Annotated in this window: 17 protein-coding genes; 7 read left to right on the forward strand and 10 right to left on the reverse strand. The window is 39.4% G+C overall.

Annotated features, from left to right (window positions below):
- The 4 genes from ABN236_RS07890 to ABN236_RS07905 all read left to right on the forward strand — a co-directional run bounded on the left by ABN236_RS07890 (position 1) and on the right by ABN236_RS07905 (position 4,238).
- On the forward strand, positions 1-795 hold the full coding sequence (locus ABN236_RS07890; RefSeq protein ID WP_349473726.1) for an ABC transporter ATP-binding protein: 795 nt from the start codon (positions 1-3) through the stop codon (positions 793-795).
- A gap of 1 nt (position 796) precedes the next feature.
- Positions 797-1,729 carry an oligopeptide/dipeptide ABC transporter ATP-binding protein gene (locus ABN236_RS07895; protein ID WP_349473727.1) on the forward strand — a complete coding sequence of 311 codons (933 nt, stop codon included), beginning with the start codon at positions 797-799 and terminating at the stop codon, positions 1,727-1,729.
- A 27-nt stretch (positions 1,730-1,756) separates the two neighbouring features.
- The gene (locus tag ABN236_RS07900) at positions 1,757-3,379 is read left to right on the forward strand and encodes an ABC transporter substrate-binding protein (protein ID WP_349473728.1); all 1,623 of its coding nucleotides are present in this window, start codon (positions 1,757-1,759) and stop codon (positions 3,377-3,379) included.
- Positions 3,380-3,470: 91 nt separating this feature from the next.
- Positions 3,471-4,238, forward strand: coding sequence for a class I SAM-dependent methyltransferase (locus ABN236_RS07905; protein WP_088494605.1), 768 nt, complete (start codon positions 3,471-3,473; stop codon positions 4,236-4,238).
- A 75-nt stretch (positions 4,239-4,313) separates the two neighbouring features.
- Here the strand turns inward: ABN236_RS07905 and tet(H) are convergent, their stop codons facing one another.
- The gene (tet(H), locus tag ABN236_RS07910) at positions 4,314-5,516 is read right to left on the reverse strand and encodes a tetracycline efflux MFS transporter Tet(H) (RefSeq protein WP_349473729.1); all 1,203 of its coding nucleotides are present in this window, start codon (positions 5,514-5,516) and stop codon (positions 4,314-4,316) included.
- Between the two features lie 93 nt (positions 5,517-5,609).
- Between tet(H) and tetR(H) the strand changes: the two genes are divergently transcribed.
- The gene (gene tetR(H) / locus ABN236_RS07915; RefSeq protein WP_088494607.1) at positions 5,610-6,233 is read left to right on the forward strand and encodes a tetracycline resistance transcriptional repressor TetR(H); all 624 of its coding nucleotides are present in this window, start codon (positions 5,610-5,612) and stop codon (positions 6,231-6,233) included.
- 2 nt (positions 6,234-6,235) lie between these two features.
- On the opposite strand, the gene ABN236_RS07920 is transcribed toward tetR(H), so the two are convergent.
- Together ABN236_RS07920 and ABN236_RS07925 are read right to left on the reverse strand one after the other, a co-directional pair.
- Positions 6,236-7,180: a diacylglycerol kinase catalytic domain-containing protein gene (locus ABN236_RS07920; protein ID WP_088494608.1), complete on the reverse strand. Its 945-nt coding sequence runs from the start codon at positions 7,178-7,180 to the stop codon at positions 6,236-6,238.
- Positions 7,180-8,199: an SPFH domain-containing protein gene (locus ABN236_RS07925; protein ID WP_088494609.1), complete on the reverse strand. Its 1,020-nt coding sequence runs from the start codon at positions 8,197-8,199 to the stop codon at positions 7,180-7,182. The genes ABN236_RS07920 and ABN236_RS07925 overlap by 1 nt, the downstream gene beginning before the upstream one ends.
- A 153-nt stretch (positions 8,200-8,352) precedes the next feature.
- Here ABN236_RS07925 and ABN236_RS07930 point away from each other — a divergent pair, with 153 nt between their 5' ends.
- Positions 8,353-9,066, forward strand: a complete 714-nt coding sequence (locus ABN236_RS07930) for an NUDIX hydrolase (protein WP_349473730.1) — start codon at positions 8,353-8,355, stop codon at positions 9,064-9,066.
- A 20-nt stretch (positions 9,067-9,086) separates the two neighbouring features.
- Here ABN236_RS07930 and aes read toward each other — a convergent pair whose 3' ends face one another.
- A complete protein-coding gene (aes, locus tag ABN236_RS07935; RefSeq protein WP_349473731.1) occupies positions 9,087-10,064 on the reverse strand; it encodes an acetyl esterase in 978 nt (325 codons plus the stop codon).
- 257 nt (positions 10,065-10,321) lie between these two features.
- Between aes and ABN236_RS07940 the strand changes: the two genes are divergently transcribed.
- Entirely contained in the window at positions 10,322-10,765 is a 444-nt protein-coding gene (locus tag ABN236_RS07940) for a TonB family protein (RefSeq protein ID WP_349473732.1), read from the forward strand.
- Positions 10,766-10,840: 75 nt separating this feature from the next.
- On the opposite strand, the gene ABN236_RS07945 is transcribed toward ABN236_RS07940, so the two are convergent.
- The 6 genes from ABN236_RS07945 to ABN236_RS07970 form a co-directional block, all read right to left on the reverse strand.
- Positions 10,841-12,340 (reverse strand): helix-hairpin-helix domain-containing protein, encoded by a 1,500-nt coding sequence (locus ABN236_RS07945; RefSeq protein WP_349473733.1) that lies wholly within the window; start codon positions 12,338-12,340, stop codon positions 10,841-10,843.
- Positions 12,341-12,367: 27 nt separating this feature from the next.
- Complete coding sequence (locus ABN236_RS07950; RefSeq protein WP_349473734.1) at positions 12,368-13,864, reverse strand: PP2C family serine/threonine-protein phosphatase; 1,497 nt, start codon at positions 13,862-13,864, stop codon at positions 12,368-12,370.
- Positions 13,864-14,904, reverse strand: coding sequence for a TerY-C metal binding domain-containing protein (locus tag ABN236_RS07955; RefSeq protein WP_194951195.1), 1,041 nt, complete (start codon positions 14,902-14,904; stop codon positions 13,864-13,866). Before ABN236_RS07955 ends, ABN236_RS07950 begins: the two co-directional genes overlap by 1 nt.
- 105 nt (positions 14,905-15,009) lie before the next feature.
- Positions 15,010-15,648: a vWA domain-containing protein gene (locus ABN236_RS07960; RefSeq protein WP_075672662.1), complete on the reverse strand. Its 639-nt coding sequence runs from the start codon at positions 15,646-15,648 to the stop codon at positions 15,010-15,012.
- Positions 15,648-16,289: a TerD family protein gene (locus ABN236_RS07965; protein WP_088494615.1), complete on the reverse strand. Its 642-nt coding sequence runs from the start codon at positions 16,287-16,289 to the stop codon at positions 15,648-15,650. The genes ABN236_RS07960 and ABN236_RS07965 overlap by 1 nt, the downstream gene beginning before the upstream one ends.
- A gap of 17 nt (positions 16,290-16,306) precedes the next feature.
- The gene (locus ABN236_RS07970; protein WP_088494616.1) at positions 16,307-16,945 is read right to left on the reverse strand and encodes a vWA domain-containing protein; all 639 of its coding nucleotides are present in this window, start codon (positions 16,943-16,945) and stop codon (positions 16,307-16,309) included.
- Positions 16,946-17,274 lie beyond the last annotated feature (329 nt).

The following is a 17,274-nucleotide window of genomic DNA, read 5'->3' on the forward strand; positions in this document are numbered from 1 at the left end:
ATGTGCTCTAAACCTGTTTTATCCGTCAAAGGGCTGACGACTGTTTTTCAACAACAAAAGAGTGAGTTTGTAGCGGTAAATAATATCGATCTTGATCTCTATGCCGGAAAAATAACGGCATTAATTGGAGGGTCGGGAAGCGGTAAATCAGCTACGGCACTCTCTTTAATGAATTTAGTGGATAAGCCCGGAAAGGTTATTTCGGGTGAAATAACGTTATCTGGTGATGTGATTTCAAATAAAAGTGAAAGGCAGTGGCGAAACATTCGTGGGCAGAAAATTGCCATGATTTTCCAAGAGCCAAGAAGTGCATTAAATCCTACCATCAAAATAGAAAAGCATTTTGCCGAATCGTTATCCCCTTTATGGCGAAAAAAATCGAAAACAGAAAAGCGACAACGATATAAAGACATTTTATCTCGCCTTGGATTAAGCCATGCAGATGAGTTGTTAAATAAGTACCCATTTGAGTTAAGTGGCGGTATGTGTCAGCGCATTATGGTAGGTATGGGACTGTTATCAGAGGCGCAAGTTGTTATCGCTGACGAACCGACAGCGTCTTTAGATCTCACAACGCAAGCGGCTATTTTATATGAAATTGATCGTTTGAAATCATTGGGGATCGCCATTTTGTTGATCACGCACGATCTGGGTATTGTGGCGCAAATGGCAGATAACGTTTATGTGATGTATCAGGGCAATATTGTGAGTTCGGGAAGTGTGACTCAACTTTTTGATGAGCCTCAACATGAATATACCCAGCGTTTATTTTCAACAATAAAGCAGGGGAAATAAGATGCCATTAGTCGAAGTCAAAAACCTGTCTAAATATTATAAAAAAAATGGCGTTACAACCTGTGCGGTTGCCAATGCCTCATTTTGTATTTATCGAGGCGAAACGTTAGGTGTTGTTGGGGAATCTGGATGTGGGAAAACCACGCTTGGCAAATTATTACTGAAATTAGAACAAAGTGATGAGGGCGTTATTACGTTTTCAAAACAGGCGATCACAGATTTTAGTTTTAAACAGATGCGCCAAATTCGCCAAAATATGCAGATGATCTTTCAAGCCAGTGCAGATGCTTTTAATCCTTATTTTACCGTAGAACAAATTATTGCTGAGCCATTAATTAATTATAAACACCTTACTCGCCAAGGGCGTCAGCAACTGATCAGTAAAACATTAGAGTTAGTCGGTTTAGATAGCTCTTTTTTATCAAGACATTCTGATGCGTTATCCGGTGGACAAAAACAACGGATTGGTATTGCAAGAGCACTCGTGCTTGAGCCTGAATTTGTGGTGTGTGATGAGATTGTTTCGAGTATTGATTTTGCTTTAAAACAGCAAATCCTTACGTTAATTAATACCCTTAAAAAGACATTACAACTGACCTATCTGTTTATTTCTCATGATATTTCTGCGGTTAACTTTGTCAGTGATCGTATTATTGTGATGTATCTTGGTCATATTGTTGAAGTTATTCCTAAAATGGATAACCGTGTTCAACACCCATATAGTCAGACTTTATTATCTGCCGTATTACCGACTCATCCTTCACAACGCACGCCTTTTAAACAACAAATCTACACTGATGCACCTAAAACATTCACCGGATGCCCTTATTACCATCGTTGTGTAAATCGACAAGATATCTGCAAGCAACAAACACCCTCTTTGATAGAAATTGCATCTGATCATTGGGTTGCATGTCATCAAATAATCAATTGATAACAATAAGATAGAAAGAGAAAAAATATGTTTAAACAATTAATACACCGTACTTTATTAGTTGGCTTTCTTTCAATAACGGCATTAACAGGCTGTAATGATGAAAAACCAACAGAAAACACCACTCAAATTGAACAGAAAAAAGAAGTTATCGTTGCCATTTATCGTGATGGTGCGATGAATATGCTTGATGCTGCCAGTTATAATGGCCCTCATTTTGTCTTTAAGATGATTTATGACGGCCTAACAGAAGATGGCGGCGAAGGTCAGATTATTCCAACATTAGCAACTAGTTGGGATATCTCAGAAGATGGTAAAACCTATACCTTTAAACTGCGCGAAAATGTGAAGTTTTCAGATGGCACTCCGTTTGATGCCGATGCGGTTATTTTTAACTTAAAACGTTGGGTGAATAATCCTCGTTATAGCCAAATTACCGCAACATTAGTAGATTCAATGGAAGCCATTGATAAATACACTGTGCGTATTACTTATAAAAATCCTTCTTATCCTATTTTAATGGAAATGACTTATCCTCGACCTGTGCGTTTTTTAAGCCCCGCATCGTTAGGTGAAGACGGTAAAACCTTTACTAAACCTGTCGGAACGGGTCCTTGGATGCTAGAAAGTTATGAAAAAGATAAAAGCTTTACGCTGGTGCCAAATCCTTACTATTGGGGTGAAAAACCAAAGTTAGACCGCATTATCTTTAAAGTTGTTCCTGATGGTCAGGCGCGTGTTTTTGCCTTACAAAGTGGTGAGGTAGATATTATTGGCGGTGATCTGATTGGTAAAATCCCGATGGGAAATATTCAGGAACTAGAACAAGATAAGAAATTTGAAACATTTACCGCTGATACATTAAGTTCCCACTTTATTGCATTTAACCAACGTACACCTGAATTACAAGACAAGCGTATTCGCCAAGCGATTAATTACGCCATTGATAAAAAAAGCATTGCGGAAGATCTCTTTAATCATATTGGTAAAGAAGCGACCGGAATGTATCAATCAGGTGTGCCTTATGCAAATGCAAAAAATAACACCACATTAGCGGGCGATAAAGAGAAAGCGCAGACATTATTAATTGAGGCTGGATATAGTAAAAATGCCCAAGGAATTTTTGAAAAAGAAGGTAAGCCTTTAGCTTTTTCTTTCTTGCTAACAACAGACGAATTTCCTGAATGGAAAACCCTTGCCGAATTTATTCAAGCAGAATTAGCGCAAACAGGTATTCAAGTTAATTTAAAAATACTCGATCGTAATGGTTATACCCAATCCACTTTAGGATCCAAAGATTTTGATATGGCTTTAATGCGCACGGCTTCAGATTCATGGATGCCTCATAGCTCTATGCTAGAGATCTACGATATTCAAGCTAATAATCAGCAAGCTAAAGCATGGTATGACGAAAATCTCTCGGCGATGATTTATAAAACTTTAGCGACATTAAACGAAGAAGATCGCCAAAAAGGTTATGACGGCATTATGACCTTTATTAGTGAAGAGGCGATCACCGCACCGGTTTATCATCCTGTGACAAACTTTGCCATTAATCCTAAGAAGGTGGCTAATTTTGAAGTGGGTGTAAATAACTACGCGCCTGTTGCATGGGAAAAACTCACTGTACCTCATACATCTGAAAAATAGTTTCTACGGCGCTCTTTGATATCTATATCAGATCTTAGTCGCGCCGTGATTTTGATTATTTATTTTAGTTTACTTACTGGTAGGTTTTGTTATGCAGGACTCAAAAGATAAATTATTAAAAAATTGGACAGAGGGTGCTGAGAATTACAGTAATTTGATCCAATTAGAATTAAACGGTTTCCAACGAGAAGCGTGGCTGAATATTATTCATGAATATTGTGGTCAACAAGGTACATTAAAGGTACTGGATGTGGGAACGGGGCCTGGTTTTTTCTCTATTATTATGGCGAAAGCAGGGCACAAAGTAACGGCAATAGATTGCACTGATGCGATGGTTGATGTCGCTAAGAAAAACTTTGAAACTTACCAAGTTGATGTCGATGTAATGCAAGGCGATAGCCACTCTTTACCTTTCCCTGATGATCATTTTGATTTGGTGATTAGCCGTAATGTGGCATGGACGTTATTAGATGCCAAACAAGGTTATAAAGAGTGGTTACGAGTCTTAAAACCGGGAGCAAGAACACTGATTTTTGATGCTAACTGGAATCGCTATTTATTTGATGACGGCTTAAATCAGAAAAATAGTGAAGATATTGAAGCATATACTGCACTGTTTAATGAAAAGCCAGCAGGGTATAGCGATGCAATGCTCGATTACCGTAAAAGTATGCCGATGTGTCAAAAAATTAGACCTCAATGGGATCTTGAGACGTTAGTTACTCTCGGTTATTCAGAGTTGACTTGTTTAACCAATATTAATGAGCGAGTGTATGACGAAAAGCGTAAAGTGCTTTATCGCTCAACACCGATGTTTATGATTGCAGCAAGTAAGCCTTGGGTAAAAGTGACTTATTAATAGCGATAAAAATAAAGTCCTATCTACACGATTAAGAGTGGATAGGACTTTTATGATCTTTGTAATTTTTTAATATTAAGAGGCTGAAATAACAGTTTCAGGTGTTGCTTTTCTTTGGTGAAAATAAGCAGTAATAAGCAACATGGCATAAAATATTGCCCCCATCAGCCATAACAGGCCATCCCAATAAGCGATGCTATAACTATAAATAAAGGCAAATAAGAGAGGACCAATGATCCCGGTAATATTGGTGAGACTCACCAGTGTACCTTGTAATTTCCCCTGTGCATTATCATCGACAGATTTTGATAAATAGCCTTGTAAAGCGGGTTGCCCCATACCTCCAGCCGCTAAGCAAATTAATGCAGGCAAGATAACCCAAACTTGACCTATCCACGCTAATAATAAGCAGCCCATCATATCAATAGACATACTGATCATAATGGTGGTTTTTTCGCCCCATTTTTGCGCTAATTTTCCGGCGACAACCGCTTGAAAGAAAATATGTAATATACCCAGAGTAGCCAAGGACATGCCGACAGAGGTTGTATTCCAATCAAAGCGGTATTGTGTAAACAGCACCCAGATGGTGGCAGGAATTTGCCCAATAAGCTGGATAATAAAATAGGCTGCTAACCAAAAGTAGAGGCTTTTCTTAATAAAGCCAGTGACTGAATTTGATGCAGTTTGGTTTTCAGGCGTGTTATTGGCAACAAGCGCTGTTCTTTTTTGCGTTTCACGGAAAAAGAGCAAAGAGAGGATTAATAATATTGAGTGTGAAATAGCGGCAAAGATAAATGGCGTATGAGCACTGATTTCACCTAATAATCCCCCTAACATTGGGCCAATAATAAGGCCGACACCAAAAGCGCCACCTAAGAAACCAAAATAGCGAGTTCGATTTTTAGCAGGAGTCACATCGCTCATCGCTGATGCACATACGGCACCTGTTGCGCCAGTGATCCCCGCAATGATGCGCCCAATATAGAGCATCCAAAGTGTGGTTGAGAATGCCATTAAAAGGTAGTCAAGTGCCGCGCCTAAAAGGGAAAATAACAAGATGGGTTTTCTACCGTATTTATCAGACAGTCGTCCTAGAATAGGTGCAAAAATAACCTGCATGGTAGCATAGAGCGCTAATAGCACACCGTAATGGGTTGCCAGTATGTTTTCACTGACAAATTCATTTAATAGCGTAGGGAGTACTGGCATGATAAGCCCGATGCCAATGGCATCTAATACGGTGATCAGCAGTATAATAATAATTGATTTATTCATTGAGATCCTAAAAAATCTATCAGTGATAGAGGGGGGTGTAAAATATCTCTATCAGTGATAGATTGTCAAGGCTATTTTATTCTGAGGTAGGTAATGGCAAAGCTAGATAAAGAACAAGTTATTGATAATGCGTTGATTTTACTTAATGAAGTTGGTATTGAAGGATTAACAACGCGTAAGTTGGCGCAAAAAATAGGTGTTGAGCAACCGACGCTGTATTGGCATGTAAAAAATAAACGTGCTTTGTTAGACGCATTAGCAGAAACTATTTTGCAAAAGCATCATCATCATGTTTTGCCATTGCCGAATGAAACATGGCAGGATTTTTTACGAAATAATGCGAAAAGCTTTCGCCAAGCCTTATTAATGTATCGTGATGGTGGCAAAATTCATGCAGGAACACGTCCATCTGAAAGCCAATTTGAGACATCAGAACAGCAACTACAATTTTTATGTGATGCAGGGTTTAGTCTATCTCAAGCTGTGTATGCATTGAGCTCTATTGCGCATTTCACATTAGGCTCTGTACTGGAAACTCAAGAGCATCAAGAAAGCCAAAAAGAGCGTGAAAAAGCAGAGACGGATGCTGTTGCCTATCCGCCATTATTAACCCAAGCCGTTGCAATTATGGATAGTGATAATGGTGATGCTGCATTTTTGTTTGTCCTTGATGTGATGATCTCTGGACTTGAAACGGTATTAAAGAGCGCTCATTAAATTTAAATTCGCTGACGTCCTTTTTGGCTAATTAATTGCCCTTGTATGTCAGCGATACTAATGTGGGCAATGCAACCTGCGTTAAATTGTAAATAGTCATCTTCGATGCCATCAGAGAAAATCACACCATTCTCTGGCATCAAAGATCCTAATTGCAGTGGTGAATCAGGCTCAATAGTGCCAAAAGTCAATGCAACACCTGTTGTTCTACTTGGAAACGGCTCTCTTACACTAAATTGTAGCTTTCGTTCACTCCAGCTAAAACCTTGTAACAGAGGGTGCGAAGCTTCTCCTGTAATTGCCATCGCGCCAGCAAGAATAGATTGAAACCATCCTGTTGATCCCAGTCCTGTTGATACAATAATACCTGATGAAGATTGCACTTCTTCAGCGCCATTCCACTGCAAAATATACTGTGCGGAAGTGTGGCTTTTAGGGCCAATAAATAAGTCATTAACCGCTAATAAGGATTGACCATCATTGGTTGTCGCTTGTGCAAAAGTGACCGTTTTAAATGGCATTTTTTTATTAATGGTATTGATGACTGTCTCTTTTAATTGTCCTATTTCAAAGGGTAATAATTTACCATCCCATCTTGATGGATCAGGGTTTATCGCAATGATGGGCTGTCCATTAAGGTATTTCAGCGTATTAGCTACAAGCCCATCTTGACCAATTACCACCACAATATCGTGAGGTGAGAATTGATAGCTAGGTAATAAACCCCTTTCTAAAAGTTGAAATCGTCCTAATGATTTTAAAATCAGCTCAGCTTCAGTGAGTTGCTTTTGATATAAATTGTGTTCATTGAGGTAATCCTTTACCTCAACATTATTGTGTTCTAAATAGAATTTGGCTTGCGACCAAGTATTAAAGCGCTCAATTAATTCCTGTAAGCGGCTTTTTCTCATCACCAGCACAAAGCGAAAATCTTCGTTACGTTGCATTATTTACTGCCTTTTTTCATAAATTGGCTAAATAAATCAGGTGTGATATTCAACTCGCCGATTTTTCCTGAATTCAGCGCTAAGGTTTCAAATGCCATTGCCATTAATTGCTGCGAGTCCATTTTTGCTAGTGCCATGGCTTTTAGATTTTCAACTGGCAATTCGCGATAAGCACGCATGGTAGCTTCAATAGCATAAGCATCTGCTTCTGATTGTGTTCGCTGATTTTCAGCACTTAATGCGACCAGTTCTTTGCGTTTTGCTTCAGCATTAACCTTGGCTTCAAGGCGTTCTTTTTCAATCTCAGCTTGTTCGCGTAATAATGTACGTTCATTTTCTAAACGTGCTTCTTCAATCTCTTGGCGTTTACGCTGAACAGATAAATCGGTTTCTAATTCAGCCTCTTTAATGGTGCGTTCTTGTTCTACGGAGAATTTACGACGGGCATAAATTGCATCATCGGCTTCTTTCAATAAGGATTCTCTCGCTTCGGCTTCAAGTGCTTTTAAGGTTTCGGGTGATGGAGTGATTGCCGCAATAGAGACATCTAAAATCGCAATACCTAATGCTTCTAATGATGGATGTTCAACTAATTGTTCCATCACCAAAGTGACTAGTGATTGGCTAAGTAATAACGCTTCTCTAAGTGGGGTACTTTGGATCTTTGCTTGAATTAAGGTTTGTGCAATACGTACAACACGATCACTGAGTTTGAGTGGATCTTCAGAGGCATACGATTTGCCGTTTTTGCTCAAGTTAAAGTTGAGTACTTCTGCGGCTTTTTCAGGTGCTTTAACCTGAAATGAGATTTGACCTTGAATGCGTAAACCCTGAAAGTCTGAGGTTTGAAAGTTAAAAATAAAAGGTGCTTCTTGCGCGTTTAAAGGTAATGCCGCAATAGAGGTTGTGGCTGAGTTATACCAAAAACTCAAACCTTTACCTTGTTGGCGAACGCGACCATTGACGGATTTGATAATGAATGTTGATGAATCAGCTTTAAAGTAATTTAAGTTAAACATAGTGTCTCTCCAGTTAGTGTCCTTATGACAATAACTGAATTGTGTCCTATCGACACTATGCTTGTCAACTGATTTAGTGTCTTTATGACAAAATTTGATTTTTTGCTGTTTAGGCTTAAAATAGTTTCATCGTTTTCTAATAAAGCTTACGCCATGAATGAACAAGATTTTTTAGCCAGTTATAACCGTCGTGATTTCCTATCTCCACTGATCACCGTTGATGCCGTACTGTTTACTTATCATGAAGAGCAGTTAAAAGTGTTGTTGGTAAAAAGAGGAGAGCATCCTGAAAAAGGAAAATGGGGTTTACCCGGTGGATTTGTCGATGAAGTGCAAGACAAATGCCTTGAAGATACAGTGCTAAGAAAATTGAAAGAGAAAACGGGCGTGATCCCCCCTTATATTGAGCAACTCTGTTCCGTGGGAAATAGCCAGCGTGATGTAAGAGGTTGGTCGGTAACGGTTTGTTATACCGCGTTGATTGCACATCAAGCCTGTGAAGCACATATCGATACCGTGGATTCGGTGATGTGGTGCCCTATTGATGAGATTGCACAACAAAGCTTAGCGTTTGATCACCATGAATTAATTGCCCAAGCGAGAGAGCGATTAAAGCAAAAATCACTCTATTCGATTGTTCCCGGGTTTGCATTACCAGAAGTATTTACCCTGCCAGAATTGCAACATGTTCATGAAATTTTGATTGGTAAAGAGATCCAGAAAAAATCATTTAGACGACGCATCGAACAAGCTGACTTATTGATTGATACTGGAGAAAAACGAGCAGAAAGAGGACGCCCTGCAAGTCTGTATCGACTTAAAGAGGCGTCTGCGGATTATCGTTTTATTCGAAATCTTGAGTTTTAATAGGCTGACATTTTACAAAGCTAGTTGTTTGACAAAGTCAGTTGTTTGACAAAGTAGTGAGCGCCATCTCGAATGGCGTCATCAGCCACTTTCATCATACGTGAGTAGTGTAAAAAGGCATGTAATGTGCCTGGATACATTTTATATTCACAAGCTAATTGATGGGCTTCTAAGATTTTAAATAGTGTCACGCTGTCATCAATAAGTGGGTCATATTGTGCGCTGGCGATAAAGCAAGGTGGAATATCTTGCGTTAAATCGTTATTAAATAAGCAATAATAAGGTGCATCACGACTGCCAAGTGCGGTTAGATATGCATTATCATATTCTTCTAGATCTTGCTGGCGCAATCCATCCCATTCCCCCCCATAAAGGCGACGGCTGGTGGAATCGCGTAGGCCATATAATCCATACCAAAGCAAAACAGCACTGATATTGCCACAGTAAATTTGTTTATCGCGTAGCCACAATACGGTAGCAAGAGACAACATTGCACCTGCCGAATCACCCGCAAAACCAATATGTTGCGTATTAATATCATAGTGTTTTGCATGTTGATGATAATACTGACAAATCTGTGCCGATTCATCAATAGCTTGAGGATAGTGCGCTTCGGGTGATAGTGAATAATCAATACCAATAACGGCACAACCGGTATAGCAGGCAAGCAGCCGCATAATGCGATCGTGAGTATCTAGGTTCCCTAAAATAAAACCACCGCCATGCAGATAATAGAGTGTTGCGGGTGTTTTTTCTTTGGGTTTATAAAGACGTGTTAATACATTCCCATAAGAAGTACTCACCGAAATATCTTGTATGCTAAACATCTCTGGTGCATCTGCATTCCAATAACGCCTATCTTGATTATAAGCAAGACGCATTGATGGATAACCATCATTTTCTGGCGCTGGTTGCGGATTATCTGCATAAAATTGCATAACTTGTTTCATCTCTGGCGAAATAAGTTCTAGCACATTGATTTTATTTTTAGTTTTCATTCATGCCTCCAATTATCACTGTGGGGTATTGTAAATAATGGGGCTTAATAAACTGAGATCTTGATATCCAATATTGAACGTTAGCGTTAAATGGAAAGGGTGAGAGGTAAATATGTGATCTGACTTAGATTTAAATAAAATGGCTAAAATAGGATTAATTGCACAGTTTTTCTTAACTAAATAACTCTGTTGGGAATAAAAATAGCTATTAGAAATGTTAATATATATAAACAATTAACTTGATTTAAAAATAAATAATGAAAAGAACGTTAGCAGTTTTGGGATTAATATGTAGCATTTTGTTGTTTGTCAAATACACAGTCAAAGAAATCAAAGAAATCAAAGAAATCAAAGAAATCAAAGAAATCAAAGAAATTCAAGCGATTCAAATAGATCCTGTTGATATACAAAAAGAAGTTGATAAAACAAGTAGCGAAAAGCCCAAATTACTATCACATAAACTTCCTGATTATCCAACACGAGCTCTAGACGCTAAACTTGAAAGTGATGTAGAAGTTGTGTTCGATGTTGATGAGAATGGGATAGTACAAAATATCAGAGTTTTTGAACCTGTTCATGTGGGATTTCATCGTTCAATTCGGCGTGCAATGAGAGAATGGCGTTATGAAACAGGCAAACCCACTAAAGATTTAAAAATAATCATAGAGTTCAGATTAGAGAACGAAAAAAGTTCTTATTAAAAAATGAGTATAAAGACTGAATTGATAAAAAGAGAATAACCCGCGATAAATTAAACGGATTATTCTCTTACTTTATTAATTTGACACTAATTGCACCACAACAAGTCGTCCGCCTTCTTCTGTCGATAATACAAATTGCAACCCATCTGTTAGTGCAATTTTATCGCCAATCGCTATCTGCTTTTTCTCTGGCAATACCATCAATCCATCAATACGCTCATTAACAAGCCACCATGTTGAATTGTGATAAACAAAATAACCTACACGCTTTTTCTGTTCATCGGTGGTACGTTCATTAGGCGCAATAAGGCGATTAACATGCCAAGGAAAGAGTGATTGATTACTCCAAACCATTAAGCGGTGATCGTCAGGTCTAAAGCTACCGGCTTTTCGTGAAGAATAAAGATTTAAAATCGGCAATTGCCCTTTATATGGGGTATGACAATAAGGACAAACGGGCTGTGTTTTTCCTGAAAAAACATACCATTGCTGTTCACAATCTTTATTTTGACAAGGCTGAACTAAATCTACCGTTTTAACTAAAGCAGTTTCCCACTCATCTGCGGTAGGGCGTTGAGAAGGATCGTGTAACCCTGTAATAAAGGCTCTTTCAAAAAGAGGTGTTAGGTACGGCCCCATAATCGTGTATGGGATTTTTTCAGGATCAGCCCAAGGGAGAGATGACGGTTTTACCTGATTCAATTTTACCGCATTGCTACGATCGGTTGGATGCTCAATAAACAGCGCTTTTTCACCCATAGACAATGTTTCATCACGCATTTCATCGTCAAGATCGTGAATTTTACCGCCACGTAATGGATGACGATAAAACAGATACATATAGATTAATACTGCAAGTGCGTGCCTATCGGTCGTAATGCTTGGCAAGATACGGTTAGGATCTTCTTTCGGTAAATGGCTAGTTTTTACCACTTCTGGCGCAATAAAATCAGGTGTTCCCACGACATCAGGTGGGTATTTACCGGGAACGACTAAACCGTCAATATCAATGACACAAGCATGACCTTGCTCAGGATCGATAAGGACGTTTTTATAGCTTAAATCACTATGGCATAAGCCTGCGGCATGCATTCGGCGCACGGCACGAGAGAGCAATAAACAGACTTTCAGGTAATTTAACAGATTGCCTCTTTCGCGAGGATCGAGAAATTTATTTTGGTTGTTGGCACTTGCAAACCATTTACCTTCTTTTTCTCGACCTTTTATTGCCAGAAAGTCGTTGTTTTTAGAGCCATATTTAAAGAAAAAGTGGGATTGATAAGTCGGAACAATAATCCCAATCTTGCCTTGATGTTCGACAACATCTGTTGGCCAGCAAAAGAGGTTTTTCCAATATTCTCCGCCACTTTGCTCAAAGATATTGTGTCGATAAGAGCCTGTTATCATATCAATTCTATCTTTGGCTTGTGCATTCTGTTTTGTTTTATAGAAGGCAACAACATAGGTTCGGTCAGGGGAAAAATAGACATCTTTCATTGAGCCAGAGCCAATAATTTCATTGACGTACTGAACTGTTTTTCCACTTTGCGTTGTACAGGTAATGATCTCTGCCATGAAACTCACCCATTCTCTCTTTTATGATTACCAAGCCACAACCAGAGTGCGGTCATCGTGATTGCCTGCTGAAAAGAAATTCAGCCATTCAGCCAATGCCTTATCTGCATTTTCAGGAGAAGCTAAACAAGGCGATATTTCATCAATGAGTGCAGCCCATTTATTGGGATCTTGTAAGCCATTATCTGTTTCAAATACCGGATCAGACACCCCGTCCGTCATTAAAATAAGATGTGAAATTTCTTTCCACTTACCAATAATAATGCGTCGATTAAACTCAGCATCGTTGAGCGCACTATCATCAAGAAAACGAGTTTGCCCTGCATATTCACCACTATCAGGGATACCTAAAACGCGCACTTTTCCTGCGGGACCATAAGCCGCAATCGCACCATCTCCCATCCAAAATGAGGCAGCAAATAACTCATCATTGATACGCAAAGAAACCGTGGCTAATAACGTAGTCGAAAAAGATTTTACCGGCTCATTAATATGAATGGCTTCGTTTTTCAGGTTATTAATCGCTAATTGCGCCGCATTACGAAAGAGTTGAGCAAAGAAGCTTCCCACTTGATTAATGGCGTTGTTGTCATTCCATTGATGGATGGCTGCAAGATGAGGTTTAAATGCTTCATTCCCCTCGCTTAACTGTGATTTTAAATAGTGGCTTACGGTATTGATAGCAATGCGTGAGCCTTCACGAGAATAGCGCGCACTACCCGCACCGTCCGCGACAATTAAAATATTCCATTGGCTTTGGTCATCGTGGTGAATGTGAAAATCATCATCACGGAATGTGCCTGCATGTTCATGAGAGCGACCGCGACGGCTTGCGCCTGCAATACGAATGCCTTCTTCAAGAATAAGTTTGCTATCTATATGCGCTTTGGGATAAGGACTATCAGCGGGAGGCTCGTTGATTTGCCATAAGCTACGAGGATCAGGATTGATGATTAATAAGACATTATTGTGATAGCGAATAGCATTAACAGACCAATGGACAACCAATGTGAAATTGCCACTTTTTGTCGGCATACCCACTAAGCAACGACTTTCAGGATCAAAACTTATTCCAAGTGCTTCAGGAAAATCAATTGCTTCAATTTCGGCAATTTCGAGGGTATCTAGCTCTATATTGAGCGTAGAGTTAAACGCTGTACCTACTTTGGCATTAGAAAGAGTAATTTTTGCCGTAGGGCGTTGAATAATCGGTTTTTCTGTTGGCATTGGCGATGAGTGTGTTGGAATTTGTCCCGGTTTTAATGGGCTCTCTTCTGGTAATGACGTTTCTTCAGAGGCTAAATCGCGGGCTGGTGGCAATAACAGAAGAATAGGCTGTGCTTTGTCTTGTGATGTTATTTTTTCTGCCGTTTTTGCATTGATTTTATCAATAATAAAATCAATGTGTTGAGCGATTTCTGCATCTTCATACAGCGCAATAACCAGCTCTTCATGTACCGGAATGCGCTGTTGTGTCAGCGTGTCATCAATAATCAGTTTTGTGAGTAGGGCTTTTTTATCCATTAGCCTTTACCTCGTGTGACATCAAAGTCAGATTGGTTGCTGTTATCACCAAAGGTGATGTTGTTATCACACCAAGGGCAAATAACGGTTTCAGGGCCATTTACACAGAGCAATTTGCCACATTGGCAAACGGCAAAAGCAGTGGCATTACCACAATAAGGGCAACCCGGTGTGCCATGAAGTTCACTGGTATTAACTTGATATGCTGTGGCGCTGAGATCACTCCATGCAAAGTAATCTTCATTTAAGGTGTAGCAACCCGTTAAGTTAAAGCCATTAAGGTTGAGATTAAAATCCAGCCCTGAAGCTTTCATGGGTGGGCGTTCGTATTTCATTAAATAAGGTGAGCGTGTATGGCTACAACGACCAACAAAAGTGACACAAGATTCATCATAAGCACGCGCGACATCATCTTTCGCAAGACGAACAATATGCTCTGTTTGACTTAAAAGTGGTGGTGGCTCTTCGCCAACACTTCGGCTATGAGAAACCACCGACATCGTTATCCATTTAATAAAACGAGTAAAATCGCCTTCTTGTGCTTCGGTAAATAACAGTACATTTTCAGTTAATTGCGACAGTACATGTAAGTCTGCACTTAAACCTAATCCAATCGCAATTAAGTTAACTTTGTTGGCGTAGTGAGCTTTCCAGCGCTTGATCTCTTGTGCGTAATCATCGGTAGGTCTGCCGTCTGTTAAAAGGTAAACGACAGGTTTCCAATCGCCTTTTTGCTCAAGGGTGGTTTTTCTTACTTGAGTGTCGATTTGGTGAGAAAGTTCTCGTAATGCACTGCCTAATGAAGTGCCTCCTCCTAATGGAAGTTGGGGAGGATAAAAAGAGACGACTTCAGTGAGTGGAACAATCGTTTTTGCAACGCCAGCAAAGGCAATAATAGAAACATAAGCCGTTTCAAGGGCGTGCGGGTCGCGCCTAAGATCGCTAATAATAGTTGTCAGACCGTCATTCATCTTTTTTAGGTTTTCACCTATCATCGATTCTGAACAATCTAAAACAAAGAAAATGGGTAGCCTTCTCATTGTTGTACCTTATCACTTTATCGTGGCTGTTATGTATTGTGATGGATAAACCAAAGCCTGAATAAAATAAAAGCAAAGCCTTTTGAAGTGCTTTGCTTTTGCGGATCACAGTACCAGTTGGATTTCAGGAGGTGGTGGCGGTAGGGTATCTTTATCCGTATTCACGCCTGCACTTGAACTGCCGGATGCAACACTGGCAGAAACCCATTTAAAAAAGCCAGAGAAGGCATTGGAGTCTAGCGTTTCTAAAGCCACTACTTGAGATGTGAGCTCTTTAAGGTGATCGTGTTTGGCTTTTGGGCCCACAGCGCAAGCGATGATCGAACCAAATGAACGTTTTTTCACTTCTTTAATCGCTTCACCATAGGCGTAAGCATCAGAAGGTGTGCCATCAGTCATTAAAAAGACGAGGGGACGCCAGTCACCTTTTTGGTCACCATCAGAGCGTTTAATATCACGATCGACACACTTGATTAAACATTCCAGTGCCGCACCTGTAAAAGTACCGCCAGAGCTAGGTACAGTGATATCAGAGAATTGGAAATCCTCTAATGCAGTTAATGGGATAAATTCACGCGCCTCATTATCATAGGTAATGATAGAGATATGCACACTTTCTAATGCGTAAGGATCTTGTCTCAATGCATTAAGCATTGTTTGTATCCCTACGTTAACTGCATGAATAGATTCACCTCTCATTGATCCAGAAGTATCAATTAATAGGTAAACGGGAAGTCTTCTCATTAGGTGAAATCCTTTAAGTAAGAAATAAAGCTATCTGAACTTGAAGGCTCACCAATGGCGTTAAGTTTCCAGCCATTCTCTTCTCTGACTAATTCAGCAAACAGCATTGAACGTTGGTTGTTAAAGGCTTCGCCTCCAGATAAATCAAAACGAGCCATTTCTATATTTTTGGCATCAACAGCGCGGATAAAGGCGTTTTGTACTTTACCGAAGTGTTGTTGTAGCTCTCGACCATTGTAAATCTGAACAATAAAGACAATTTTGGTAAATTTAGGATCAAGTGTGTTTAATTTCACGATGATCTGCTCATCGTCTCCATCGCCTGCACCCGTTCTGTTATCACCAGTTAACCAAATCTGTCCTGATTTATGTTGTAGGCTATTAAAGAAAATAATATCGCCATTGACGAGGGAAGGTTGCCCACCTTCAATTTTGCCTAAATCGTTTACTTTACCGTTTTCGCCACATAAGAAGGCGATAACATCTAAATCGTATTCTTCGCTTTTTTTACCAAAAAGCCCACCAAGGAATCCACGTTTTTCTTCGTTGATATCCCAGCCTAAACCGATAGTGACAGAGGAAAGGTCATATTCATTTTTCTTTAAACTAACACCTTGTCCTTTTTTTAAACTAACCGACATATTCATTCCTTTTTTATTTAAAGTACAACGTTAACCTCAGGAGGTGGCGGTGGTAAGTCATCAAGATCACTAATATCTTTCTTAGTTAAATCGACCTTTTGACTACCGACAGAAATACTGGCTGAAACCCACTTAAAGAATGACTTAATCGTATTGGAGTCCGCAGTATCTAGCTGTAATACAATTTCAGTGATATTTTTGAGCACATCAGTTTGTGCTGCTCGTCCTGCCGCACACGCAATAACAACGCCCGTACGTGCCGCTTTAAATTTCTCTACGCCTTTTTTCCAATCGTCTGTTGGGGCACCATCTGTCATCACAAAAACCAATGGACGCCAATCACCTTTTGTTTCAGCCGTGGTTTTTTGTACTTCTTTTTCAATACGACTAGAAACTAAAGTAAGTGCTGAACCTAATGCAGTTGTTCCACTTGCGACTAAATCAGGTACTTTAAAATTGATTAAATCAGTGAGTGGCACAATCTGTTGTGCGGTTGAATCAAAGGTGATGATAGAAATGTAAGCGGTTTCTAATGCGTAAGGATCTTGGCGTAGTGTTGATAAGAGCATTTCAACGCCATTTTTTACTGCTGCAATAGGTTCTCCATGCATAGAACCCGATGTATCAAGTAAAAGGTAAACTGGCAATCTTCTCATGCATTTATCCTGTGAGTGAGGTAGAAGTAAGCGATTAATATACTAACCGACTCATGAAGGTGTTCAATTGAGATAATGCTTAGTTTAATTAAATTAGAGAAAAAACGCAGTGATGATTGTCCAATATTATTAATCTGAATAAAGATCGCATGAAAAGTAAAATAAAAGAGGAATTGAGCTGCCTTTCACTCCAAAATTGAGTGGCGAAGTGATTTAATTTTATTAAAGGAAGTATTTTTTATTGTGGTATCACAATAAGAGAGATGCCAAATGATTAGCTAATAATGACTAGGTATAAATACCTTGTTTTAATTAAAAATAATAGTAAC

It is taken from the genome of Proteus sp. fly-1013 (genome assembly GCF_040140245.1).
Taxonomy (GTDB): domain Bacteria; phylum Pseudomonadota; class Gammaproteobacteria; order Enterobacterales; family Enterobacteriaceae; genus Proteus; species Proteus mirabilis_B.

Bases quoted from the DNA above. Each gene is read 5' to 3' on its own strand.
- ABN236_RS07890 (WP_349473726.1), top strand. From the start codon at position 1: ATGTGCTCTAAACCTGTTTTATCCGTCAAAGGGCTGACGACTGTTTTT.
- ABN236_RS07895 (WP_349473727.1), top strand. From the start codon at position 797: ATGCCATTAGTCGAAGTCAAAAACCTGTCTAAATATTATAAAAAAAAT.
- ABN236_RS07900 (WP_349473728.1), top strand. From the start codon at position 1,757: ATGTTTAAACAATTAATACACCGTACTTTATTAGTTGGCTTTCTTTCA.
- ABN236_RS07905 (WP_088494605.1), top strand. From the start codon at position 3,471: ATGCAGGACTCAAAAGATAAATTATTAAAAAATTGGACAGAGGGTGCT.
- ABN236_RS07920 (WP_088494608.1), bottom strand. From the start codon at position 7,180: ATGCAACGTAACGAAGATTTTCGCTTTGTGCTGGTGATGAGAAAAAGC.
- ABN236_RS07925 (WP_088494609.1), bottom strand. From the start codon at position 8,199: ATGTTTAACTTAAATTACTTTAAAGCTGATTCATCAACATTCATTATC.
- ABN236_RS07930 (WP_349473730.1), top strand. From the start codon at position 8,353: ATGAATGAACAAGATTTTTTAGCCAGTTATAACCGTCGTGATTTCCTA.
- aes (WP_349473731.1), bottom strand. From the start codon at position 10,064: ATGAAAACTAAAAATAAAATCAATGTGCTAGAACTTATTTCGCCAGAG.
- ABN236_RS07940 (WP_349473732.1), top strand. From the start codon at position 10,322: ATGAAAAGAACGTTAGCAGTTTTGGGATTAATATGTAGCATTTTGTTG.
- ABN236_RS07945 (WP_349473733.1), bottom strand. From the start codon at position 12,340: ATGGCAGAGATCATTACCTGTACAACGCAAAGTGGAAAAACAGTTCAG.
- ABN236_RS07950 (WP_349473734.1), bottom strand. From the start codon at position 13,864: ATGGATAAAAAAGCCCTACTCACAAAACTGATTATTGATGACACGCTG.
- ABN236_RS07955 (WP_194951195.1), bottom strand. From the start codon at position 14,904: ATGAGAAGGCTACCCATTTTCTTTGTTTTAGATTGTTCAGAATCGATG.
- ABN236_RS07960 (WP_075672662.1), bottom strand. From the start codon at position 15,648: ATGAGAAGACTTCCCGTTTACCTATTAATTGATACTTCTGGATCAATG.
- ABN236_RS07965 (WP_088494615.1), bottom strand. From the start codon at position 16,289: ATGTCGGTTAGTTTAAAAAAAGGACAAGGTGTTAGTTTAAAGAAAAAT.
- ABN236_RS07970 (WP_088494616.1), bottom strand. From the start codon at position 16,945: ATGAGAAGATTGCCAGTTTACCTTTTACTTGATACATCGGGTTCTATG.